At 65.2% G+C, this 24,075-nt stretch carries 21 protein-coding genes; 13 read left to right on the top strand and 8 right to left on the bottom strand.

Going from position 1 to position 24,075, the window contains the following annotated elements; translation table 11 throughout:
• Positions 1–3 precede the first annotated feature (3 nt).
• Positions 4–507 carry a hypothetical protein gene (locus tag AC5P6S_RS06825; RefSeq protein ID WP_012480293.1) on the bottom strand — a complete coding sequence of 168 codons (504 nt, stop codon included), beginning with the start codon at positions 505–507 and terminating at the stop codon, positions 4–6.
• A gap of 10 nt (positions 508–517) precedes the next feature.
• Entirely contained in the window at positions 518–1,681 is a 1,164-nt protein-coding gene (locus AC5P6S_RS06820) for a zinc-dependent alcohol dehydrogenase (RefSeq protein ID WP_087802646.1), read from the bottom strand.
• 148 nt (positions 1,682–1,829) lie between these two features.
• On the opposite strand from AC5P6S_RS06820, the gene AC5P6S_RS06815 reads away from it, so the two are divergent.
• The 3 genes from AC5P6S_RS06815 (at position 1,830) to AC5P6S_RS06805 (ending at position 3,354) form a co-directional block, all read left to right on the top strand.
• Entirely contained in the window at positions 1,830–2,018 is a 189-nt protein-coding gene (locus AC5P6S_RS06815) for a hypothetical protein (RefSeq protein WP_076740001.1), read from the top strand.
• A gap of 100 nt (positions 2,019–2,118) precedes the next feature.
• On the top strand, positions 2,119–2,757 hold the full coding sequence (locus AC5P6S_RS06810; protein WP_087802649.1) for a DUF6766 family protein: 639 nt from the start codon (positions 2,119–2,121) through the stop codon (positions 2,755–2,757).
• 3 nt (positions 2,758–2,760) lie between these two features.
• Entirely contained in the window at positions 2,761–3,354 is a 594-nt protein-coding gene (locus AC5P6S_RS06805; protein WP_100438560.1) for a cysteine hydrolase family protein, read from the top strand.
• On the opposite strand, the gene AC5P6S_RS06800 is transcribed toward AC5P6S_RS06805, so the two are convergent.
• The 3 genes from AC5P6S_RS06800 to AC5P6S_RS06790 form a co-directional block, all read right to left on the bottom strand.
• On the bottom strand, positions 3,337–3,570 hold the full coding sequence (locus AC5P6S_RS06800) for a metallothionein (RefSeq protein WP_005409710.1): 234 nt from the start codon (positions 3,568–3,570) through the stop codon (positions 3,337–3,339). The two genes, AC5P6S_RS06805 and AC5P6S_RS06800, sit on opposite strands and share 18 nt — an antisense overlap.
• 122 nt (positions 3,571–3,692) lie before the next feature.
• Positions 3,693–4,139, bottom strand: a complete 447-nt coding sequence (locus tag AC5P6S_RS06795; RefSeq protein ID WP_224119208.1) for a Rap1a/Tai family immunity protein — start codon at positions 4,137–4,139, stop codon at positions 3,693–3,695.
• A 150-nt stretch (positions 4,140–4,289) separates the two neighbouring features.
• Positions 4,290–5,273 carry a LacI family DNA-binding transcriptional regulator gene (locus AC5P6S_RS06790; protein WP_076740005.1) on the bottom strand — a complete coding sequence of 328 codons (984 nt, stop codon included), beginning with the start codon at positions 5,271–5,273 and terminating at the stop codon, positions 4,290–4,292.
• Positions 5,274–5,428: 155 nt separating this feature from the next.
• Here AC5P6S_RS06790 and ptsP point away from each other — a divergent pair, with 155 nt between their 5' ends.
• The 4 genes from ptsP (at position 5,429) to AC5P6S_RS06770 (ending at position 12,018) form a co-directional block, all read left to right on the top strand.
• Entirely contained in the window at positions 5,429–7,939 is a 2,511-nt protein-coding gene (ptsP, locus tag AC5P6S_RS06785; RefSeq protein WP_495204535.1) for a phosphoenolpyruvate--protein phosphotransferase, read from the top strand.
• The gene (locus AC5P6S_RS06780; RefSeq protein ID WP_495204534.1) at positions 7,936–8,892 is read left to right on the top strand and encodes a 1-phosphofructokinase family hexose kinase; all 957 of its coding nucleotides are present in this window, start codon (positions 7,936–7,938) and stop codon (positions 8,890–8,892) included. Before ptsP ends, AC5P6S_RS06780 begins: the two co-directional genes overlap by 4 nt.
• 85 nt (positions 8,893–8,977) lie before the next feature.
• Positions 8,978–10,681, top strand: coding sequence for a PTS fructose transporter subunit IIC (locus AC5P6S_RS06775; protein ID WP_005409714.1), 1,704 nt, complete (start codon positions 8,978–8,980; stop codon positions 10,679–10,681).
• Positions 10,682–10,764: 83 nt separating this feature from the next.
• On the top strand, positions 10,765–12,018 hold the full coding sequence (locus AC5P6S_RS06770; RefSeq protein WP_005409715.1) for a carbohydrate porin: 1,254 nt from the start codon (positions 10,765–10,767) through the stop codon (positions 12,016–12,018).
• Between the two features lie 42 nt (positions 12,019–12,060).
• Here the strand turns inward: AC5P6S_RS06770 and AC5P6S_RS06765 are convergent, their stop codons facing one another.
• Positions 12,061–12,990 carry an aromatic alcohol reductase gene (locus AC5P6S_RS06765; RefSeq protein WP_005409716.1) on the bottom strand — a complete coding sequence of 310 codons (930 nt, stop codon included), beginning with the start codon at positions 12,988–12,990 and terminating at the stop codon, positions 12,061–12,063.
• A gap of 95 nt (positions 12,991–13,085) precedes the next feature.
• Between AC5P6S_RS06765 and AC5P6S_RS06760 the strand changes: the two genes are divergently transcribed.
• Positions 13,086–13,499 carry a winged helix-turn-helix transcriptional regulator gene (locus tag AC5P6S_RS06760; RefSeq protein ID WP_065183596.1) on the top strand — a complete coding sequence of 138 codons (414 nt, stop codon included), beginning with the start codon at positions 13,086–13,088 and terminating at the stop codon, positions 13,497–13,499.
• A 49-nt stretch (positions 13,500–13,548) separates the two neighbouring features.
• The gene (locus AC5P6S_RS06755) at positions 13,549–14,148 is read left to right on the top strand and encodes a fasciclin domain-containing protein (RefSeq protein ID WP_012480305.1); all 600 of its coding nucleotides are present in this window, start codon (positions 13,549–13,551) and stop codon (positions 14,146–14,148) included.
• A gap of 84 nt (positions 14,149–14,232) precedes the next feature.
• Here AC5P6S_RS06755 and AC5P6S_RS06750 read toward each other — a convergent pair whose 3' ends face one another.
• Positions 14,233–15,432, bottom strand: coding sequence for a serine hydrolase domain-containing protein (locus AC5P6S_RS06750; protein ID WP_171956706.1), 1,200 nt, complete (start codon positions 15,430–15,432; stop codon positions 14,233–14,235).
• A 145-nt stretch (positions 15,433–15,577) separates the two neighbouring features.
• Between AC5P6S_RS06750 and AC5P6S_RS06745 the strand changes: the two genes are divergently transcribed.
• The 3 genes from AC5P6S_RS06745 (at position 15,578) to AC5P6S_RS06735 (ending at position 20,090) form a co-directional block, all read left to right on the top strand.
• Positions 15,578–15,760, top strand: coding sequence for a hypothetical protein (locus AC5P6S_RS06745; RefSeq protein ID WP_138969981.1), 183 nt, complete (start codon positions 15,578–15,580; stop codon positions 15,758–15,760).
• An 89-nt stretch (positions 15,761–15,849) separates the two neighbouring features.
• Positions 15,850–18,516, top strand: coding sequence for a TonB-dependent receptor (locus AC5P6S_RS06740; RefSeq protein ID WP_012480307.1), 2,667 nt, complete (start codon positions 15,850–15,852; stop codon positions 18,514–18,516).
• 65 nt (positions 18,517–18,581) lie between these two features.
• Entirely contained in the window at positions 18,582–20,090 is a 1,509-nt protein-coding gene (locus tag AC5P6S_RS06735) for an MFS transporter (RefSeq protein ID WP_099561263.1), read from the top strand.
• Between the two features lie 66 nt (positions 20,091–20,156).
• Here AC5P6S_RS06735 and AC5P6S_RS06730 read toward each other — a convergent pair whose 3' ends face one another.
• A complete protein-coding gene (locus tag AC5P6S_RS06730; RefSeq protein ID WP_232092412.1) occupies positions 20,157–21,224 on the bottom strand; it encodes a LacI family DNA-binding transcriptional regulator in 1,068 nt (355 codons plus the stop codon).
• A gap of 195 nt (positions 21,225–21,419) precedes the next feature.
• Here AC5P6S_RS06730 and AC5P6S_RS06725 point away from each other — a divergent pair, with 195 nt between their 5' ends.
• Entirely contained in the window at positions 21,420–23,996 is a 2,577-nt protein-coding gene (locus tag AC5P6S_RS06725; protein WP_099561262.1) for a glycoside hydrolase family 3 protein, read from the top strand.
• Positions 23,997–24,075 lie beyond the last annotated feature (79 nt).

Genomic DNA, 24,075 nt, shown 5'->3' with positions numbered 1-24,075 from the left:
TCCTCACGGCCCCGTCTGCGTGCGCTGTCTTGCACGCACGCACTGCCGCAGTTCCCAGAGCCATGGCAGCACCACCAGGCCCAGCGCCGGCAGCAGGGTGAACCACCAGACGTCCGGTTCTGCAGGCTTCACTTCGAGCGACCACCGCGGGTGGACCTGCCAGCCCACCCAGGCCAGCAGGACCCACGGCGCGGCATCCAGCACGCTGTGCACATGCTGTTCCGCCGGGCTGATGCGTCGACGGCCGTCCGCGCTGACGGTATCGAGATAGCCGGCGACCGCGTGTGCGATGACCAGGCCTGCCAGAAGCGCGACCAGCGACAACGTGTTCTCCAGCAGGAGCCAGGCAAGCACGCCGCTGCCGATCAGCAGCAGCTGCACCCCATGCAGCAGGCTTTCGCGCATCGCGGAAGTGTGCGGAAGATCAGTGCGCCGGTGAAAATGGAAATCCAGCGATCCGGCAGCCAACCACAGGGCGTAGACACAGGCGATGACAATCGCGCTCATGGCGGCACGCTCAGGGTGTCAATACGACCTTGCGGCAGTCATCGTCCTTGGCATCAAACATTGCATAGCCCTGAGCTGCATCGGCCAGGCACATCCGGTGCGAGATGATGTCACCCGGGTGCAGCTTTCCTTCCATGATTGCGTCGAGCAGTTCCGGCATCAGTCCCTGCACGTGGGTCTGCCCCATCTTGAACGTCAGCCCCTTGTCGAACGCATCACCCAGCAGAAAACCATGGATGAAGCCAGCGTAGACACCCGGGATGCTGACCACGCCGCCGCGGCGTGCTGCCGCGATGCACTGCCGGATTGCCACGCCACTGCTGCCCTCCAGCTTCACGGCAGTCAATGCTGACTCCAGCGCACTGCCCTCGGCCTCGAAGCCCACCGCCTCGATGCAGGCGTCCACGCCCCGCCCGCTGGTCTGGGCAAGGATGTAGTCCGCCGGGTCTTCGATCTCCTTGAAGTCGATGGGCGTCACACCGTAGGTACGGCGCGCATAATCCAGACGGTAACGAAGATGGTCGACCATGAAGATGGTCTCTGCGCCCAGCAGGCGGCAGCAGGCCGCGCTCATCAGCCCCACCGGGCCCGCACCGAAGATGGCCACCGTCGAGCCCGCCTTCACCCCTGCGTTCAGCGCAGCCTGGTAGCCGGTGGGGAGAATGTCGGACAGGAACAGCACCTGCTCATCCGCAATGCCTTCCGGAATGCGCAGCGGGCCTACATTCGCCTTCGGTACACGCACGAATTCGGCCTGGCCCCCGGCCACGCCACCATACAGATGGCTGTAGCCGAACAGTGCGGCCGGAGGCAGCATGCCCTTCTGATTCAGTGCGGCGCCCTTGCCGGTATTGGTGGTTTCGCAAGCGGCATACTCGGCCAGGCGGCAATGGAAGCACTCTCCACAGGCGATCACGAAAGGGATCACCACACGATCGCCCGGCTGCACCTGGGTCACGCCGCTGCCGACCTCTTCCACCACGCCCATGAACTCGTGGCCGAGCACATCGCCATCGTGCAGATCCGGAATCTTGCCGCGATACAGGTGCAGGTCCGATCCACAGATGGCGGTGGCAGTTACCCTCAGGATCAGATCATCCTCGGCCGCCAGTACCGGGTCCGGTACGGTCTCGACTCGCACATCCTTGCGGCCGTGATAGGTCAATGCCTGCATCGTGCTTCTCCAGGAGCTCGGGACGCCAGCATCGCAAGGCCGCCATCCCGCTTCGGTGACATCCCGGTGTGCACGGCGTTCATTCTACGGGGTCATGGTGTTAACCCGGCCCGGTGCAGTCTTCGGTCTCTAGCCGCAGGAGCTGCCCATGAACGACAAGCTGCCCCTCAATCCGACGACAGACGTGGACGATCAGTCGAAGGCGCACACGCCGGACAAGCGGCGCAACGATCGAGCCAAGTGGAAGGAGCACGACATGCCCGACGACGGCGATGGCCCCAAGGCCGTACCGGAAGACTACGAACGTCCTGATCCTGACCCGACCGGAAAGCGTTGAGTCCGCCTCACATTCTGGATGCGCCGGATTCACGGGTCATGGCCTGCTACCCGCGCAAGCTTCGCGCACGGCCTCTGGAACAGACTGAACGAGGTGTTGCATGTGGAAACGCAACGGTCTCTCGCTGGTGCTGCTTGTGCTCACGCTTGTGTTCATCGTCGGGCAGGCGGTTGCCGGGCATCACGTGCACAACCAGGAACTGGTCGAGTACGGACGCGCGCCGATCGATCTCTGGCACTACCTCGCGACGGGGCACTTCGTCAGCGCCACGTTCGAGAACTGGGAGAGCGAGTTCCTGCAGATGGGGATGTATGTGCTCCTGACGGTCAGCCTGCGCCAGCGCGGCTCGGCCGAATCGCGGCCGCTGGACCCTGCGCAGGAACAGAATCGCGTCGAGCCGGGGCCCACGCCGTGGCCGGTAAGGCGCGGTGGTCCATGGAAGACGCTCTACGGTCATTCGCTTGCGATCGCGTTCGGGCTGTTGTTCCTGTTCAGCTTTACGCTGCATGCAGTGGGAAGCTGGCGCGCCGAGGAAGCCGAACAGCAGTTGAAGGGATTGCCGCCGCCAGGCTTTGTGGAGCACCTCGCCAGCAGCACATTCTGGTTCGAATCCATGCAGAACTGGCAGAGCGAATTCCTGGCCGTGCTGTCCCTGGTAGTGCTGACGATTTTCCTGCGCCAGAAAGACTCGCCGCAATCCAAGCCGGTTGAAGCCCCACACGCGCAGACAGGTGATTGAGCCATGCGAGATGATCCATCGACGGCCCTGCTGATCATCGACATGTTCAGCCGATTCGACTTCCCTGGCGCTCAAAAGCTGGCGCCGGCGGCAGAGCGGGCGGCCCGGCAGATCCGGCGCCTGAGGGATCACTTCGACGAACGCGGTTGGCCGGTCATCTACGCCAATGACAATTTTTCGGATTGGAAGCGCGACTTCCGCCAGCAGGTGGAACAGTGCCGGCGCGACGGTGGCCCGGCGGGGCGAATCGCCAGCCTTCTCTCGCCTTTGCCTGGTCACTACTTCGTGCTCAAGCCCAAGCACTCAGCCTTTCTGGCCAGCCCTTTGCCGATTCTGCTGGCCAAACTGGGAGTGCGCCACCTTTGCCTGTGTGGCATGACGGCCGATTCGTGTGTCCTGGCTACAGCGTTGGACGCCAACGCCAGGGAATTCCACGTGGTGTTGGCGTCGGAGGCCGTGGCGGGGATGCCAGCGCAGAAGCGGCGGGCACTGGCGCTGCTTGCTGGTTCGGGCGCAGCGCGGGTCGCGCGGGTTTCTTCACTTGTCTCTGGGCAGGAGCGGGGTGGCGCTGACGGCGACTCAGGCCCGGTCGGCTAAACCCTGTACACCTGAATGACCGGCGCAGTGTGCGCAGCAGAAGATCTGGCCGTTTCCTTCAACACCATGCCCGATAACAGCGCAATCGCAGTGTGCGCAGCGCGGTGCAAATGCGTGGATCGCGCATTCGAACGAATCGAACGTGCCGCTGCGCCCGCCCTGCTGGAGGGTGAAGCTCTTGTCGTAGTTGTTGCCGCAGACATCACAGGTGGCCATGGGGCACCTCGTGCTGTGGAAGGAACATGCAGTGTGGACAGCGCGGGTGTCGGTGGCCGTGAATGCACCGTGTCGCGAGGGTGTAGGACGTTCGCGTCGTCACGCGTCGGGCGCGGCCCGTCCTATTCGTCTTTGCCGGGCTCGGCACTGCCACCCCGTGACGCGCCACCACCACAGGGAAATGCGGTCCGCAGCGCTTCGGCAACCAGTGAAGACGCATCCTGCTGCAATCGCTCGCCGGGCAACTGCCGGAGATGGGAAGACACACGGTCGACCAGCTCATGCGGAAGAATCCTGCCTTGGCCACACCACTGGCCGTGGCTGGCATCGGCAACGCCCTGGATGTAGGCGCTGGCGCGAGCGCTGGACAGGTTCCGGCACTGCTCGCCGTCGCAGAACCCATCAGCGCCTTTGCCCTGCAGCAGGGTGATGAGTTCGGCTCCGCTGACAAGCCAGGTGCGTGCCGCTTGCGTTGTTCCGGCGAGGGCGGATCCTGCCAGGGCGCAGAGGCCGAGTGCGAGGAGCCGACGCAAGAGGCGGCGCGCCTGGGGTTCGTGATGTCCGTTCATGTCGGAGTCCTTGGCGCGTTCCTGTGGGATGCACACAGCGTGGGTCAAAGTCGAGCTAGCTGGTTGTGGACAGATGGCTTGTAACAGACAGCGGCTGGCCCGCCAACACCCGGGCGGCATTCCCAGGCTTCGCCGCGATCGGGCGCCGAGCTATCGCGCTGCCGTCGACCCTCTGACCACGCACCGGCCCGTCATTACGAGTCGGCGTACCGGCAGCTCCGGCGTGCGCAGGCGCTCAAGCAGCAGCGACATCGCGGCCCGCCCCATCTCCTCAACCGGTTGCTCGATCACGGTGATGCCCGGCTCGACCAGCTCGGTCCAGCGTTCGTTGTCGAAGCCGGCCAGTGCCAACGCCTCTGGAATCGCCAGCCCGGCGCCGCGGGCGGCTTTCAATGCTCCCATCAACAGCAGGCTGTTGCTGGTGACCAGTGCTTCGGGGCGGGCTGGCGTGGCGAGCCACTGATCGACCGTCGCGATGGCGGCTTCGGCCGTGGGTTCAACCTCACGGTAGTCCGGCTGCAACCCATGCGTGCGCATCGCAGCGAGATAACCGTCACGTCGCTCGGCCGCGGTGGTACTGGTGCTGCCGAACAGTCCGCCGATACGCCGATAGCCGCGCTCGACCAGATGCTCGACCAGGCCTGCCATCGCTGCCGGATTGTCGAGTACCACGCTGTCGATCGGACCGCCGGGCGCGGCACGGTCCACCAGCACCGTCGGATAGTCCAGCGTGAGCCGCTCGAGCCGGCCCACCGTGGTCCGGGTCGGCGCGAAGATCAGGCCGCTGATGCGCTCTTCGTGCATCAATTGCAGATACAGCGCCTCCCGCTCGGGGTCCTCGTCGGTGTTGCAGAGGGTGACCCGAAGACCTTCGCGATAGGCCACCTCTTCCACGGCGCGGATCAGCGCCGTGAAGAACGGGTTGCGGATATCCGCCACGATCAAGCCGATGATGCCGGAGTGCCGGGAGCGCAGCCGTCTTGCCTGCAGGTTGGGTCGATAGCCGGTCTGGCGGATCGCCAGCTCGACCCTGCCGCGCACGTCCTCGCTGACCGGACCGCCCCCGAGCACCCGTGACACCGTGGATTTGGACACCCCCGCCACGCGTGCGACGTCGTTGATGCTGATGCTCATTGGAAACGTTCCCGGAAACGTACGCTGTTCATGGCCGGATGGCTGTTCAGGGCAATGCTAACGCCAAAGGACTATTGGATTTTTGTGCAGTGCACATTGAAATGTGCAGTGGGAACGTTCCCAATACGCCCCAGCCATCCCTCCCGGAGCCCGCTTTGTCGCCCCTGACCTCCCCTTCCCCCGTCAGCCGGGAACTGATCCGCCTGGACGCGCGGGCACAGGACAAGACCGATGCCATCGCCCAGGTGGCCCAGATGCTGGTCGCTGCCGGCTGCGTGGCGCCGGGCTACGAGGCCAGCATGGGACGCCGCGAAGCGCTGGCGAACACCTTCCTCGGCCATGGCGTGGCGATCCCGCACGGGCTCGGCGAGGACCGCCACCTGGTGCGCCGCGACGGCATTGCGGTGCTGCAGTTGCCGGAAGGCGTGGAATGGAACCCCGGCCAGGTCACCCGCCTGGTGGTTGGCATTGCCGCCCAGTCCGATACCCACATCACCCTGCTGCGCAGGCTGACCCGCCTGATCCAGGACGAGGCCACGCTGCAGCGGTTGTTCACTACCTCCGATGCAAGCGAAATCGTCAATGCGCTGGCCAGCGATGTCGCAGTCTCTGCCACTCACGTTCCGGTGGCGGACCTGGCCGAGCGTTTCGACTGGACCATTGCTTACCCCAGCGGACTGCACGCGCGCCCGGCCACGCGCTGGGCCGAGACGGCGCGGGGTTTCATGGCCCGCGCCCAGGTGCGCGCGGGCGATCAGGCGGCCGATGCCAAGAGTCTGGTGGCGCTGCTGCAGCTCGGGCTTCGCGAGGGCGATGCCGTACGTGTTTCTGCCGAAGGCGCCGATGCCCCCGCACTGCTGGCTGCACTACGCAAGACCATGGACGGGCTGGTCGCGCAGGAAAAGGCCGATGCGGAGCGTGCAGCGCAGCGAAAGACGGCGCCGGTCGCGGGCTGGAATCCGCCCGAAGCGCAGGCAGCGATCGTCGGCATCGGCGCCAGCCCCGGGCTGGCCATCGGTCCGCTGCATGTACTGGGCAGCGCGCAGGCCGATGTTGCCGATCGCCCTGCCCCGCTTGGCGAGGGCGGCGCGCGCCTGCAGGATGCGCTCAGCCGTACCCGCCAGCAGCTGGCCGCGCTGCAGGACGACACCCAGCGCCGCCTTGGCGCCTCGGATGCGGCGATCTTCAGGGCGCAGGCTGCGCTGCTTGACGACACCGACCTGATTACCCGTACCTGCCAGCTGATGGTTGAAGGTCATGGCGTCGCGTGGTCCTGGCACCAGGCCATCGAGCAGATCGCCTCCGGGCTGGCGGCGCTGGGCAATCCGGTGCTGGCCGGGCGCGCTGCCGACCTGCGCGATGTGGGTCGGCGCGTACTGGCGCAGCTTGACCCCTCTGCGGCCGGTGGCGGCCTGGCGGATCTACCGGCGCAACCGTGCATCCTGCTTGCCGCCGACCTGTCGCCCTCGGATACCGCCAACCTTGACACCACCCGCGTGCTCGGCCTCGCCACCGCACAGGGCGGCCCCACATCGCACACTGCGATCCTCTCGCGCACGCTCGGCCTGCCGGCGCTGGTTGCCGGTGGCGCCGAACTGCTGGCGATCCAGGCCGGCCGCGAAGCGATCATCGATGGCAGCAGCGGGCGACTCTACCTGTCCCCTTCCGAGGCCGATCTTGCTTCGGCACGCGCCTGGATCGCCGAGCAGCAGCAGATCCGCGCGCGCGAAGCCGCACAACGCGCGCAGCCGGCGCAGACCACCGACGGCCATCGCATCGACATCGGCGCCAACGTGAACCTGCCTGAGCAGGTGCCATTGGCGCTGGAACAGGGCGCGGAAGGTGTCGGCCTGATGCGCACCGAATTCCTGTTCCTCGAACGCGGCAGCACGCCCAGCGAGGAGGAGCAGTACGCAACCTACATGGCGATGGCCAAAGCGCTGGAAGGCCGTGCGTTGATCGTGCGTGCGCTCGATATCGGTGGCGACAAGCAGGTCGCCCACCTGGAGCTGCCGCACGAGGAGAACCCGTTCCTCGGCGTGCGCGGCGCGCGCCTGCTGCTGCGCCGCCCGGATCTGCTTGAGCCGCAGCTGCGTGCGCTGTACCGCGCAGCCAAGGACGGTGCACGCCTGTCCATCATGTTCCCGATGATCACCTCGGTGCCCGAGCTGGTCGCACTGCGTGCCATCTGCGAGCGCCTGCGCACCGAACTCGAGGCACCCGACGTGCCGATCGGCATCATGATCGAAGTACCGGCCGCGGCCGCCCAGAGCGATGTGCTGGCGCGCCACGCCGACTTCTTCTCGATCGGCACCAACGACCTGACCCAGTACGTGCTGGCGATCGATCGCCAGAACCCGGAGCTGGCCGCAGAGGCCGACAGCCTGCATCCGGCCGTGCTGCGCGCGATCCGCACCACGGTGGACGGCGCACGCACGCAGGGGCGCTGGGTGGGTGTCTGCGGCGGCCTGGCCGGCGATCCGTTCGGCGCGATGCTGCTGGCAGGGCTGGGCGTGGACGAACTGTCGATGACCCCGAACGACATCCCGTCCGTGAAGGCACGCCTGCGTGGCAGCGCGCTGGCCGATCTGCAAACGCTGGCTGCGACGGCGCTGGACTGCGAAACCGCCGAGCAGGTGCGCGCCCTCGACGGAGCCCGCGCATGAACGTCCGCGCCGTCACCGTTACCTTGAACCCGGCGATCGACCAGACCGTGCGGCTGGCCAGCCTGCGGCCGGGCCATGTGCACCGCGCCCGCAGCAGCCGCGACGATGCGGGTGGCAAGGGCATCAACGTGGCCGCCTGCCTGGCCGACTGGGGCGTGCCGACCACCGCGCTGGGCGTGCTCGGTGGCGGCAACGACGGTGTGTTCAGCGCGCTCTTCTCCACGCGCGGCATCGTGGATGGCTGCCTGCGTATCCCCGGCAGCACCCGCACCAACATCAAGCTGGTTGACGAGGACAACGGCGAAACCACCGACATCAACCTGCCCGGCCTGGCCCTCGACGATACCGCTCTGGACGCAGTGTCGCGCAGGCTTGGCGCCTTGCTGCTGCCGGGCCTTCCGGTGGTGCTGTCCGGCAGCCTGCCGTCTGGACTGCCGTCCGATGCATGGGCGCGACTGCAGGCGCAGGCCGCCGCCGCCGGTGCGCGCGTGCTGCTGGACACCAGCGGCGACGCACTTGTGGCTGCATTGAGTGACACCGCCGGTGCGCTGCCCTACGCGGTCAAGCCCAATCGCCACGAACTGGAGGCCTGGACCGGCACGCAGCTGCCTGACCGCAGCGCCCTCCGCGTCGCTGGCCAGGCCCTGGTCGAACACGGGGTCGCGCTCGTAGCGATCTCGATGGGTACCGACGGCGCGCTGTTCATTGATCGCAGCGGCGCGCTGGTCGCACGACCGCCGCGACTGGCCCAGGGCAGCACGGTCGGTGCGGGCGACGCCATGGTCGCCGGCATCGCTGCCGCGATGCTGGAGCCCTCCCTCGATCTGGACGGCTGCGCGCGGCTGGCGACCGCGTTCTCGATGAGCCGGCTGCAAAGCGGTGACGCACGACGGCTGGACCCGGCGCAGGTACGCGGTTGGACCGGCGATGTACTGATCGAGCGGTTGGATTGACCCCCCTGCCGGGAGCACGGCGGCGGCTTCGGGCCGACCGCAGCGCTTTCGGCAAGCACGAGCCCGAAGAATTCCAGGAGTTTCCATGCACGCTTTCACCGTAGTCATCGCCGCTGGCGAACGCAGCATCGAGGCGGTTCTTGCCGCCGAAGCGCTGCGCCGTGCCGCCCGCCAGCGCGGGCTCGAGCTGATGATCGAGATCCGCAGCGACCAGGGCGTGACCGGCGCACTGTCTGCCTCGGACGCCGCCGCCGCGACGCAGTTGCTGCTGGTGGGTGAGGGTGAGGCGGACATCGCGCGCTTCGCCAATGCCGGGATCGTGCATGCCAGCCTGGGCGAGGTACTGGACGACCCGGTTGCGGCGCTCGCACCGCTCGCGGCCGCGGTGTCGGGCAACGCCGGCACGCATGCGGGCAAGCGCATCGTCGCCGTCACCTCCTGCCCCACCGGCATCGCCCACACCTTCATGGCGGCGGAGGGCCTGCAACAGGCCGCCAAGGCGCTGGGCCATGCAATCCGGGTCGAAACCCAGGGCTCGGTCGGCGCGCAGGACGCGTTGAGCGACGAGGAAATCGCCGCCTCCGACCTCGTCCTGATCGCCGCAGACCGCGAAGTCGATCTGTCGCGCTTCGCCGGCAAGCGCCTGTTCAAGAGTGGCACCAAGCCGGCGATCAACGATGGCCAGAACCTGATCCGCAAGGCGCTGGCCGAGGCCGGCGTGCAGGCAGGTAGCGCGACTCCGGGCCGCACGGCCGAAAAAACCAGGGCCACCGGCCCCTACAAGCACCTGATGACCGGCGTGTCGTTCATGCTGCCGTTCGTCACTGCCGGTGGCCTGCTGATCGCACTGGCGTTCGCACTCGGCGGCATCTATGCCTTCGATGACGCGCACAAGGGCACGCTGGCGTGGTCGCTGTTCCAGATCGGCGCCAAGTCCGGCTTCATGTTGATGGTGCCGGCGCTGGCCGGTTACATCGCCTACTCCATCGCCGACCGGCCCGGCATTGCGCCCGGCATGATCGGCGGACTGGTAGCAGTGAACATGGATGCTGGCTTCATCGGCGGCATCCTGGCTGGCTTCATTGCAGGTTATGGCGTGCACTGGATCAACCGTGCGCTGCGCCTGCCGCGCAGCCTGGAAGGCCTCAAGCCGGTGCTGATCCTGCCGGTGCTGGGCACGCTGCTGGTCGGCCTGTTGATGATGTACGTGATCGGCACGCCGGTCGCCGGGCTTCTGGCGTGGCTGACCGACTGGCTGCGCGGCATGCAGGGCGGCAGCGCGATCCTGCTTGGCCTGCTGCTGGGCGGAATGATGGCGGTGGACATGGGCGGGCCGGTCAACAAGGCGTCCTACGCGTTCTCTACTGCATTGATTTCCAGCCAGGTCTACACGCCGATGGCGGCGACGATGATCGGCGGCATGACGCCGCCGCTGGGTATTGCACTGGCGACATGGCTGTTCAGCAACCGCTTCACCGCCGAGGAGCGCGGCACGGCCGGTGCCGCCGGCGTGCTTGGCCTCAGTTTCGTGACCGAAGGCGCGATCCCCTACGCCGCACGTGATCCGCTGCGCACCATTCCGGCGCTGATCCTTGGTTCTGCCGTGGCAGGTGCAATCTCGATGGCGGCTGGCGTCGAGCTGAAGGTGCCGCACGGCGGCGTGTTCGTGCTGCCGATCCCGAACGCAGTCACTCACCTCGGCATCTACCTGTTGGCACTGCTGGCCGGCGTGGCTGTCACTGCGGTCGCGCTGCGCATCCTCAAGAAGCCGGTCACCACGCCGGCCTGATCCACCCCATCGCCAAGACCCTGCCACCTCCCCTGCGCACGCAGGGGCGCAGCGACCTACGCCCTGCACAAGGACCCTCGCCCATGACCCGCTCTTCCCGACACGTGTTGCCGATGGTGATCGCGCTTGCCCTGCCATCCCTGGCTGCCACCGCAGACGCGAGCGACGTCTTCACTCCCAAGCTCGCCTACACCGGCGAAGCCGCCGCCACGCTCGATGGGGGCAAGCGCAGCGGCACGGCCTATGCCGGCCAACTGATGTTCGGTGCCGACGTGGACCTGGACGCTGCGTTTGGCTGGCGAGGCGCGACGATCAAGGCCTACGGCATCAATCGTCATGGCACCAACCTCGCCAACAGCAGCACGGGCAACAGCACCTCGGTGCAGGAAATCTTCGGTGGCCAGGGCACGCGCCTGGCCAACCTGACGCTGGAGCAGAAACTGCTGGACGACCGGCTGGTGCTTGAGGCGGGACGCAGCGTCGCCAACATCCATCATCTAGGTTCGGAGTTGTGCCAGTACTTCCAGGGCAACTCGGCCTGCGGCAACCCGACCTACGTATTCCGTACCAGCAACTTCACCTGGTGGCCGGTATCGAGCTGGATGGCTGATGCCACGGCATGGGTGACGCCGGATGTCTACGTACGCATGGGCGCGTACCAGGTCGACCCGAGCCAGGCCGAAGATGGCCAGCACGGCCTGAAATGGAGCACGAACCAGGCCACTGGCTGGATCGTGCCCTACACGATCGGCTGGCGCAGCCCCGCGTCGGCGCGCTTGAAGGCCCGCTACGAACTGGGTGGCTGGCAGGACAACTCGACCTACCGCGACCCGCTGCGCGATGCCAATGGCATGCCGGCGCTGCTCAGTGGCCAGGAGTACGCGACACGTCATGGTCGCTCCGGTGCGTTCGCCCGCTTCGAGCAGCAGCTCAGCAGCGATGGCAGCGGCCGTGGCCTGACCCTTTTCGGCGCCGCGCTCAAGGGCACCTCCGGCCAGGTGATCGAGGATCACTTCCTTCAGGCCGGGCTGGTGCAGAAAGGTACGTTCGCCAGCCGACCGCAGGACAGCATCGCCTTCGTCGTGACGCAGCAGAAGTACAGCAGCATCGCGCTGGAAAACCTGCGCCTTGCCCGTGCCGCAGCGGGCGGCAGCGGCACCCCGCACGGGAGCCAAGTGATGATGGAGCTGAGCTATGGCATCCAGGTCACCCCCCAGCTTCGGGTCGCGCCGAACCTGCACTACATCGTGCATCCGGACCAGTTCAACGAACCCGCACGCCAGCGGGACCTGCCGAATGCGTTGATCGCCGGCCTGCGGGTCGATTGGAGTCTGTAGGAGAATCCGTTTTCGTCCACGCGATTGCCGCTCAACGGCTCATCAAGTCTCGAAGTGGGCTTTCAGCCAGTCGTCGACACCCTCCAGTTTCACGCCAATGCTGGCATTGAACGTCCCGTCCAGGCTCCAGGAGACGCCCCTGCCCTGGGCGAAGGCAGCACGGTACTTCCTGATCATGTTTGATGGGTCACTGGCAAGCTCCTCCATCAGCTGGGGAACGCTCCACACGATCAGCTTGAAGGGAGCACCGAACTTTTCCTCAAGGATGGCGGGCAGCTGCTCATAACGGACCGTGTCTCCCGCAAGATAGACGATCTCGTTTCGAAGGGGGGGCGAGTGGAAGACGATCTGTGCAGTCATTGCACCGATGTCCTCTGGTGTGGTCAGCGTAACCGCATTGGAGGCTGTGCCAAGTGCATTGACCTTTCTGCCGGGAAGATCGATGACGCCAAACTCCGGCTCGAAGAGGTAGCTGGTGAACATGCCGGTGGAAATGACCACCCAGTCCATTTCGGCCTGTGAGCGGAGAAAGTCGCGTACATCCAGCTGGGCGTCGAAAAGATCCTGCGGCCCGCCGCGTCCGATGGCGTCAAAGTCGACCCCGAATTGCCAAGGGAAGTACCTGGGAATGCCCGACTTCACGGCGGCGCGCGCTACCTTCATGGGAGTGTCGCGGCCAGCAGCGTAGCCGGTGCAGCCGATGACCGTGTCATAACCGGAAAACAGATCAGCCAGCTCATCGACCGTGGCAGTGACCAGGTCGCCAGGAACGAGGGCCACTCCCAGCGAGCGGATCTGGTCAATGACCGTACGCTTGTCCGGTAGCGTGGATTCCATCGACGCAGGCCTCAGCATCACGCTGATGGTTGCGTCATGCACAACCGCGAGCTGGGCCAGGTTGCGGATGACGGGCATTCCGAGTTCGCCGGCACCCAGGACCAGGATTGAGCGGGAAACAATCGGGGGAGACATTGAAACCACCATCTGTGTGTACGATGGCGGCGATTCTGCGCCCCTCCCTAGTTGCCACGTAAGAAGGCACACCGATGATACCGACCGCACCGTTCATGAGCACCGATGAGCTTCTGCGACATTCACAATCGATATGCGACGGCATGAGCGCGGACGACGACGGTCTGCGCCGCGAGGTGCTCGCGCATGCCGGCAGCCGCTGGTCGCTGGGCATCATTCACGCCCTGGGGGTCTACGGAACACTGCGTCACGCCGATGTGGCGCGGCGGATGAAAGGAGTCACGCAGCGTATGCTGACGCGTACCCTGCGTCAGCTTGAAAGGGACGGACTGATCCATAGGCAGGATTTCCGTGAGGTTCCGCCGCGCGTGGAGTACACCATCACTCCGCTGGGCAGGGAGCTGCTGGTTCTTATGATCCCGATGTGGACCTGGGTAGTGGGACACGCCGAGGAATTCCGCCGCTGCAGGGAGAATTTCGACACGCATCACGGCGCTCTCCCTGACTGACCCGGCCTGCATCCGGTGCATCCAGGCGCTCCCGCCAGCCGTATGTAGGATGCCCGCGCTGTGCGGGCATCCTATCGAGGAACGCACCGTGAACGCTCTTCAGCGCATCGCCGCCGCAGTCAGCTTCGCCGTACTCGTCTCAGCCGCTTCCGCCAGCTTCGCCGCAGATCCGGTAATGGTTGGCGGGGCCGAGATGTACCCGACCAGGACCATCGTTGAAAACGCCGTGAACTCCAGGGATCACACCACGCTGGTGGCAGCGGTCAAGGCCGCAGGCCTGGTCGAGACCCTCAATGGCGCCGGTCCCTTTACCGTCTTTGCGCCCACCAATGCCGCCTTCAACAAGCTTCCAGCAGGCACGGTCGATACACTGGTGAAGCCTGAAAACAAGGCGCAGCTCACCCGGATCCTCACCTACCACGTGGTCCCAGGACGGTTCAGTTCCGCCCAGCTCCTGGCCGATGCCAGGAAGCACGGTGGAAAAGCCACGCTGAAGACAGTGCAAGGCGAGCCGCTTACCGTGGCGCTCCACGACGGCAAGCTGTGGGTGATCGACGCCAAGGGTGGCAAAGCAGGCATCAGCATCGCCGACGTCAACCAATCCAACGGCGTCATCCACGTTGTCGATACCGTGCTGATGCCGAAGTAGTGGCGCGCCCTGCCAGACCCTGCCACTCCGGCCAGCAGCATGAAGCAGTGGACGAGGATCCGGGCGCAGGCCCGGCTCCCCCGTTCACTGAAGCGCCTGGGCCAGCGTGAGTACATCCGCCGGGAATGTCGCGTAGTCATCCAGTGGCGCGCGATGGCTGTCGCGTCGGTGGATGAGGCGCACGGCAACCACGCGCTGTTGCGGAACGATGACCAGGTGCTGGCCCAGGTAACCGTTGGCGGCGTAGGCAACGGTGGGGCCGCGTTGGATGTCGAACATGTCGGACAGCTTGAGTCCACGACCGGTGATCTCGCTGCCATAGTGCTGCGGCCAGTCCGCCCCAAGTCGCTCGGCCACGTACGCAATCAATGCACTTTTGCTGTCGAATACCCTGCCCCCGGTGGCCAGCAATGCCTGCTGGACCGGAGCGCTGACCCCATGCCGCGCCAGGAAGCCGGCCATCTGGCCTTTCAGCTCATAACGCTCCCATGCTGGAATGCGCCACCAAAGAAGACCAACATCCGGGGAGCGGGCACTTGCTCCAGTCAGCAGCGCCACCGACCGCTCGCTCAGCACGCGCGTACCCGCCGGGGTCACGCCGCCATCAAGCAGCAGCTGCCCGATCTTCGCCAGATCGCGGGCACTCAGCGACAATCCGGCCATGCCCAAGGGGGTGCCCGCACCGTCCTTCAACCAGGTATATCGGGCAATGCCCAGCGGTTTGAACAGGCGCTTCTCAAGGTAGGCATCCATCGGTTCCCCTGCCAGACGCTCGACAATGCCGGGCAGCAGATTGGTAGCCTTGTTGTTGTAGGAGAACGTGGTACCTGGATCGCTGCTCAGCTCTGCCGCCAGTGCGAGCTTGACCAGGTCCGGCGCAGCTTCCAGCTCTTCCCCCGCGTTGGCCATGTTCTGCAGGCCGGAGGTATGGTCCAGCAGCATGCGTACCGTGATGTCCCTTTTCCGCCCCTGCTTCCACTCCGCGAAGATGTTGCTTACCGGCTCGTCGACCGAGGCCAGCTTTCCGTCGTCCAGCAGGAGCATGACGGCCAGCGCCACCACCGACTTGGTGGCAGACATGAGGTGAACCGGCTCCTCGCCAGTCTCTGGCTCTGGCTCCAGCAGTGCTTTTCCATCCTTCCAGACAAGCACCGCGTCGGAATGCGCGGCACGGGCGTTGCGTTCGATCGTCGCGACGGCGTCGGCCGTGGTGGTCGTGCTGGCCAGTGCAGGGAGGGCCAGCATCAAGGCCGCGAAGCTGGACAACCATCGTGCAGTTTTCATGGGCATCTCTTCCGGTGAATGCCTGCCCATATTGACTACAACTGTAGTCAAGACTGAGTGCCTGAAGTCATGCCCGGCCACATGACAGCATCAGCACCACGCCACCTGCATGGCCCCGCAGCCCGCCAGCGGATACGCGAAGCCGATGGCCCTTGCTGCCGATCCGCTTTCTGATGGTTCCAATCCAGCCGTTGCAGTCGCAGGCAGGGCGCAACGCCGCTCGATTTCGTTTCGCATTGCAGCAAATGCGGCGTGCCAGGCAGCACTGCTGATCGCTCAACTGTCTGATTTCCCGAGCTTCTGGTCATCCATCGTTCATTCTGATTGACAGCGTTGTCAGGCCGCGCTTACAAGAGCCCACGTCCGGCGCGTGGCGCGGGAACGTCCAGACATCACTTATGGGGAGAGAGGGACCCTATGACCGGCCATTTCAGGAAGAGCACACTCGCACAGGCAGTACTTGCCACCATCGTCACCGCCACTGCAGCGCTGCCGGTCGCAGCGCAATCAGTCAAGGAAAGCAGCTCGACCGCCACCAGCGAGGCACGGGAGGCCTCAACGCTGGACGCCGTCATCGTCACTGTCGAACGCCGGGAACAGGACCTGCAGAAATATGCAGGTACCGCCCAGGCAATCTCCGCGGACGATACGCGTGCGCTGGGCATCAACAATGAGCTGCGCAACATCCAGGCCCTGGTGCCGGGTATGAGCATGGCCAACCAGGAAGGCAACCTGGAGATCTTCATCCGCGGCGTGGGCTCTTCGAACAACACCGAACTGGGTGATCCGGGCGCCGCGCCTCACATCAACGGGGCCTACATTGCACGACCGCGCGGTCTGGGCGGCATGTTCTACGATGTCGAGCGGGTGGAAATCAACAAGGGCCCGCAGGGCACGCTGCGCGGCCGCAATGCGCTGGCCGGCACGCTGAACATCATCACCAAGCGCCCCGACCTGGAAGCGTTCGGTGGGTATGTTCAGGCCGAGGCCGGCAATCGTGACCATCGCGGTGGCGAGTTCGCCCTGAATCTCCCGATCGGTGGTGGCGCGGCCTTCCGCGTGGCTGGCTACAAGGTGGAGAAGGACTCTCCGTTCAAGAATGCGGGGCGCGCGCAGGACCTGGAACCGGCTGGCGTGCAGGACGACCGGGGCGCTCGACTGTCGTTCCTCTACCAGCCGGATGACAAGCTGTCGATCTTCGCCATGGCCGACATCGGCAAGGAAGGCGGCACGGGCTATCCCGGTGCCAATGTCTACACTGCCGCGAAGGCCGGTTATCTGCCGGACGATGTCGATCTGCGCAAGATCATCTACCGCGGCGCGCAGGGCAAGCTGGACAGCACCAACTGGGGGGCGCAGACCAGCATCTCCTACGACTTCGGCAAGGTAGCGGTGGAATACAACGGCAGCTACCGCAACGTGGACTACCGCCAGACCAACGCGCAGAGTGAGGGCATCCTCTGGCCGAACCGCAACATCGATCCGGTATCGCCCAGCAACCCGGGTGGCATCGACTACGACAACTACTCCACCCAGTACTGGCTGACCGAGTCGGAGTCGCAGGTACATGAGCTGCGGTTCACGTCCGACCAGGACGAGCGGCTGCGCTGGACCACCGGCCTGTTCCACTTCAACGAGGACCAGCGGGTGGGCTACCTTTCGCTGGTGGACAAAGGGCGCTGGTACTCGGGCACTGAATTCACCATGCCCAAGGTCAATGGCAAGTCTTCCGCCGTGTTCGCCGATGGCACGTTCGACGTCAACGATCGCCTGCGCCTGAAGGGCGGCCTGCGCTACTCCGAGGAGAAGAAGTCGCGTTACGGCATCGGCGGCAACTGGTCGCTGGGCCTGCCTGGCCAGGGCGGGGACTTTGCCACGCGCCTCGGCACGCCCGGCTTCGAGCCCGCGTTCATGAGCCGTCCGAACTTTGATGTCAGCAACATCACCTCGCAGGCGGAGATGGCCCGCTTCCTGCTGCAGGGCGTGCTGCGACACGGTCGCAACGACACCTTGCTGCAGCAGATCGGCGCGGTGCCCGATGGCGGCCCATTCGGCTGCGTGGACCGTCCCGACATCGGTGGCGATACCGTCGATTGCCCGTACCAGAGCTGGGCCCAGGTCAGCGCGATTCCGGCCCAGCAGTTCGGCAAGAGCAAGTTCAGCTTTACCGACTGGCGCGCGGGTTTCGAGTACGACGTGAGCGACGACAGCCTGCTGTACGGCCTGGTGTCGACCGGCCACAAGGCGGGCGGCTTCAACGACACGTTTGATCCGAAGGAGATTCCCGAGACCTTCAAGCCCGAATCGATCATTGCCTACGAAATCGGCAGCAAGAACTCCTTCCAGATGCTGGGTCGCACCTCGACCTTCAACGTCAGCGGGTTCTATTACGACTACAGCGACCAGGTGTTCCAGGACCTGGCGGTGATCGCCACCAACCCGACCACCGGTGAAGCCACCGGCTATGCGCTGGTCAACCGCAACGTCGGCAAGTCCGCTGTGTACGGCCTGGAGGCGGAAAGCACCTTGCGACTCCCGCACAACTTCATGGTCAACATCAATGCACTCTGGATGGACAGTGAGATCAAGCGCGGCACCGTCGCCGATGTCCGCAGCCAGAACTACGACGCCGGTGGCGCCACTTCGTTGATCGACCTGTCCGGCAATGAACTGCCGCTGGCCTCGAAGCTCACCTTCAACGTGCGCCTGCAGCATACGACCGAGCTGCGCTTTGGCACCTTCGACTGGCAGTTGCTGGCCTCGTACCGCTCGGCCTTCTATCTCACCCAGTACAACAACCGGGACGTAGAGTTCATCCGACAGGATCCGGCCACTGGTGAACTGGTCCATGACCGTACCGAAAGTGCCGCTGCGGCCGGCTTCCCTGACCGCCAGAAGGGCGAGACCACCTTGAACGCGGGCATCGGCTTCACCTCACTGAGCGGCAACTGGCGGGTGGAAGCCTGGGGCAACAATCTGCTGGGCAACGACGTCTCGCAGAAGGCCCTGGTGGGTTCCGGCATCAACGTCCGCTTCCTGAACGATCCGCGCAGCTACGGCCTGCGCCTGCGTTACCAGTTCTGAGCAACGCAGCCTTGAAGAGGGCCGGTTTCGCCGGCCCTCCGTGCGCAATCACCACCTCCCGCCCTGTGCGACAACGCACGGGGCGTCGCCCTGCCCGCGATGACACGAGAATCATGAAACACACAACCCGCTGGTCGCAGTTCGGTGTACTCATCACCGTCTTCTTCTTCTGGGGCTTCGTTGCCGCAAGCAACGGCATCCTCATTCCGGTGTTCAAGAAGGCGTTCCATCTCAGCCAGGCGCAGAGCATGTACGTGGCGATGGCTTTCTACGTTGCCTACACCGCCGGTTCGCTGATCTACATCGCCGTCTCCCGCGCCATCGGCAGCGACCTGCTGCACAGGGTGGGCTACCGCAACGGCATCTGCCTTGGCCTGCTGGTCTCGGCACTGGGTGCCCTGCTCTTCTATCCCGCGGCCAACACCGGCTCGTTTGCACTGATGCTGTCCGGCCTGTTCATCGTTGGCCTGGGCTTCTCGCTCCAGCAGATCGCAGCCAATACGCTGGCGGTGATCATGGGTGATCCGGCCACTGGATCGCAGCGCCTGACCATGGCCGGCGGTGTCAACAACCTGGGCGCGACGGTAGGCCCACTGCTGGTGAGCATTGCCATCTTTGGCAGCGTGTCAGCGGGCAACACAGAGGCGAGCATCGAGAGCGTAAAGATCCCATACCTGGTGCTGGGCGCCGCCTTCGTACTGGTAGCCGTGCTGCTGCGGCTCTCGAGCGTGCCCAATCATGTCGAGCTGTCCGCGACGGCCCCCGCAGGTGCAACCGGGGCAGATCACCAGACAGATCGCAGATCTGCGCTCGCTTACCCGCAGCTGGTCATGGGCATGATCGCGATCTTCCTCTACGTCGGCGTGGAGGTATCGACCATCGACAATCTTCCAGCCTACCTTGAACAGCCTTTGAGCAAGGGTGGACTGGGGCTGGAAACCTCGGTGATCGCCCCGTTCGTGTCGTTGTACTGGGCCAGCCTGATGATCGGCCGCTGGGGTGGTGCCGCAGGCGCGTTCGATGTGCGCGCAGGCACCCGGAAGCTGTTGATGCTGGTGTTGCCGTTCATTGCATTCGCCATCTACCTTGCCGTCAACGCGATCTCTGGCCACGACTCCGCACAGTTCCTGCACTACGCGCCGGTGATCGTCCTGATGATCATCGCCACCCTGGCCAGCAAGGGCAGTCCATCGCGCATGCTGCTGTACTTTGCCGTGTGTGGCATTGCGGCGCAGCTGGTCGGCATGTTCACCACCGGCATGACCAGTGTGATCGCCTTCATCAGTGTCGGGCTGTTCTGCAGCACGATGTGGCCCTGCATCTTTACCCTGGCCATCAGCGGCCTGGGCCGCCATACCAACCAGGCAAGCAGCCTGCTGATCATGATGATCATGGGCGGCGGCATCGTCAGTTGGGCGCAGGGTGCGCTTGCCGACAAGGTCGGCGTGCACTACAGCTTCATCATTGGCGTGCTGTGTTTCTGTTATCTGGCGTTCTACGCCTGGGCGGCCGGCCGTACACTTCGTCGCCAGGGTGTTGATCTGGAGCGATTGGCAACCGAAGCGGGCCACTGAGCTGAACCGCGCCCCTGCCCTGCCAGCGCGGCGTCCCGATCGCGCCGGCAGGCCGTTGGACCGCGTTCAATCGTGACGGACCGGCCCTGTGGATCGCCGGACCTGCAGGGCGTAGTCAATATCGACCACGCCACCGCTGCCGAGCTCGCGCACTTCCTTGATCAGCTCCATGGCCGCCCGCCGGCCCATCTCTCGGGTGGGCTGGCAGACCGTGGTCAACGCCGGATAGATCTGGCGGGCGATCGGCGTGTCATCGAAACCACAGACCGAGATGTCGCCCGGCACCGAAAGGCCGTGCTCGAACACCGCGCAGATGACCCCGGCCGCCATATCGTCGTTGGCAGCGAAGATGGCAGTCGGCCGATCAGGCCGATCAAGCAGTGCGTTGGCGCCGATGTAGCCGGATTCGTATGAGAACTCACCTTCCAGCACCAGGCTGGGGTCGTAGCGCAGGCCTGCCCTGCGCAGGCCTTCGCGATAGCCTGCCAGGCGCCACATGCTTGCGCCATGCGCGGCGTGTCCCTTGATATGGGCGATGCGGGTATGGCCCAGCGAGGCCAGGTGTGCGATCAGCGCCACCACCGCGCCGATTTCATCCACGACGACGCCCACGTTCCGGTTCTGTTCCTTCGCCGAAATGCTGGAGTACGGAATGCCCAGGTCGACCAGGCGTTCCAGCAGGGCCGTGTCGTCGGTCAGGGGCGGCGTCAGCACCACGCCGTCGAGCTGCGACTGCATGATCAATGACTCGACCTTTTCCACGATATCGGCCGCGTCGTAGATCAGCGGAGCGAGCATCAGGTTGTAGTGCTGTTCCATGCAGGCATCCAGCACCCCCATCTCGATCTCCATCAGATAGTTCGAGGACGGATTATCGAAGAGCATCGCGATCAGGTAGGAACGCCGGCCGGCGAGGACCCGTGCCGAGGGCAAGGGGCGGTAACGCAGCTTTTCCACTGCCGCGTCCACCCGGGCCCGGGTGCTCTTGGAGACGTTCGGCTCGTTGTTGAGCACCCGCGAGACGGTCTTCATCGAGACCCCGGCCGTTGCCGCGACATCCTCGATCCGCACGCGTCCCGGCCTGCCTGCGAGCACCTGCTCAGGTCCCGGCATCCCCCGCCCTCTGCCCGTCATAGCCTCACCATCTCTACCGAAATCCTGCACCACGGGATGTGGATGCAGATGCAACTTTATCCTCAAAACCCATGCCGCTGTGCAGCAAGCATTCGTTCCACGGGCTGGGTATGCTCGACTTCGACTGACAACGCTGTCAGGTTGCTTTCTGGTCGCCGAGCCCATCCAAGCCACCCTTCCGAGATGATTGTTCCGATGAACGTCCGTCATTCCGATCGTGCGAAGCGCAACCCCGTTTTACGTCCACACCGCCTGATGCTGGCTGCATCGCTTGCCATGGCGCTGGTGCCTGCGACCGGTGCGGCCCCTGCCCCGGTGAACGACGCAGGTACCATCACTCCCGCGCACTGGCCCAAGGCAACCTGGCCGCTGGCCAACGATCCGGCCATGGAACGACGCATCGACGCGCTGATCGCATCAATGACGCTGGAAGAAAAGGTCGGCCAGATCGTACAGGGCGATATCGCCAGCATCACGCCCGACGACGTGCGCAGATATCGATTGGGTTCAATACTGGCGGGCGGCGCATCCGACCCAGGTGGCCGCTACAACGCAAAACCCGCCGAATGGCTTGCACTGGCCGACGCGTTCTGGGAAGCCTCGATGGACACGCGCAACGGTGGCAAGGCCATTCCCATCGTCTGGGGCATTGATGCGATGCATGGCCAGAGCAATGTGGTGGGTGCCACTCTGTTCCCGCACAACATCGGCCTGGGCGCAGCGCGCAACCCGGAACTGCTGCGCGAGATCGCAAGGATCACCGCTGCCGAAACCCGTGTGACCGGCATGGAATGGACCTTCGCGCCGACCGTGGCCGTTCCGCAGGACGACCGCTGGGGGCGCACGTACGAAGGCTACTCGGAAGATCCGGCATTGGTGGCCAGCTATGCAGGGGCATTCGTCGAAGGCCTGCAGGGCAAGGCGGGGGCTGCTGACTTCCTCGACGACCACCACGTGATGACCACGGTCAAGCATTTTCTCGGCGATGGCGGCACGGGCAACGGCAAGGACCAGGGCAACACCACGGTCAGCGAGGCAGAACTGCGCGACATCCATGCCGCCGGATACCTGCCGGCGATCAATGCGGGCGCGCAGTCGGTGATGGCGTCCTTCAACAGCTTCCATGGCGAGAAGATGCATGGGCACAAGCCGTTGTTGACCGATGTGCTGAAGGGCCGGATGGGCTTCGGCGGCTTCGTGGTCGGTGACTGGAACGGCCATGGCCAGATCAAGGGCTGCAGCAACACCGACTGCGCCAGGACCTACGTGGCGGGCCTGGACATGGCGATGGCACCGGACAGCTGGAAGGGGATGTATGAAAGCACGCTGGCCCACGTGAAGGACGGCAGCCTGCCGGAGGCGCGGCTGGACGATGCCGTCCGCCGCATTCTGCGGGCGAAGATGCGCATGGGCCTGTTCGACAAACCCAAGCCGTCCGAGCGCGCATTGGGCGGCAGATTCGAGCTGCTCGGGGCGCCGGCGCATCGCCAGGTGGCGCGGCAGGCCGTGCGTGAATCGCTGGTGCTGCTCAAGAACCAGAACCAGCTGCTGCCACTCCCGCCGAAACAACGGGTGCTGGTTGCGGGCGATGCCGCGAACGACATGAGCCGTCAGGCGGGCGGCTGGACGCTCAGCTGGCAGGGCGATGGCACGCGTCGGGAGGACTTCCCGAATGCTGAAACGATCTGGGAAGGCCTGGAGGCACAGGTCAGGTCGGGCGGCGGCCAGGCCGAACTGGCGGTCGATGGCCGTTATCGCAGCCGGCCCGATGTGGCCATCGTGGTGTTCGGCGAAGATCCGTATGCCGAGTTCCAGGGCGACTTGCCCAACCTGATGTTCAAGAACGGCAAGTCCGGAGACCTGGAGCTGATGCGACGCCTGAAGGCAGACGGCATTCCGGTCGTGGGGGTGTTCCTGAGCGGGCGCCCGTTGTGGCTGAACCGCGAAATCAACGCAGCCGATGCCTTCTTGGCCGCGTGGCTGCCGGGATCGGAAGGTGGGGGCGTGGCCGATGTGCTGCTGCGTGGGGCCGATGGGCGCGTGCAACACGACTTCCGCGGAAAGCTGAGCTACTCCTGGCCACGCCGGGCCAACCAGTACCAGAACAACGTGGGGCAGAAGGACTACGACCCGCAGTTCGCCTTCGGATACGGCCTGACCTATGCCGACAAGGGAAATCTGCCTGCGCTTTCCGAGGACCCGGGCATTGATCCGGACGCCGCCGGTAGCGGTACCCTGTTTGATCGTGGTGTGGCCGGCACCGGCCTGATGCTTCGCCTGGCTGCCGCCAATGGCGAATCGACCGATGTCGTGCATCCCAATGCAACGACTGCCGACCAGTCACTGGCGATGGTCGCAATCAACACCGATGTGCAGGAGGGCGCACGCCGGTTCAGTTTCCGGGCGCCGGCCACGGTGGCGTTGCAGGCCAATACTCCGCTGGACTGGTCTCGCGAGACCAACGGCGAGCTGTCCTTGGTAGCGACCATGCGTGTCGAACAGCTCCCGGCGGAATCCGCAGTGACACTCGGTACCGCCTGCGGGGCGGCGTGTGCTGCCGAGGTTGCGCTGGGCCCCGCGCTGTTGGCGGCGCCGCGCAATGAGTGGGTCAGGCTGGGCGTTCCCCTCAAGTGCCTGGCCAACGCCGGGGCGGACATGAGCCGCTTGAACGTGCCGTTTGCGCTGCGCGCCGGAAAGGGCACAACGCTTGCGATCACCTCGGTCGTACTGGGCACCGAGTTCGATCGCAAGGTGGAGTGTGCGTCGCAGTAGGCGCGGTGTTGAATGCCCTGGTGCGGCCGTCACGTAACGTGCCGCGTCAGGGCCTTTGCTGGGCAGCCGGCACGGTATG

Source organism: Stenotrophomonas sp. YJH_SMC_119 (assembly GCF_059368315.1).
The sequence above is the reverse complement of the archived record's forward strand: the minus strand, read 5'-3'. Positions and strand labels throughout refer to the sequence as shown.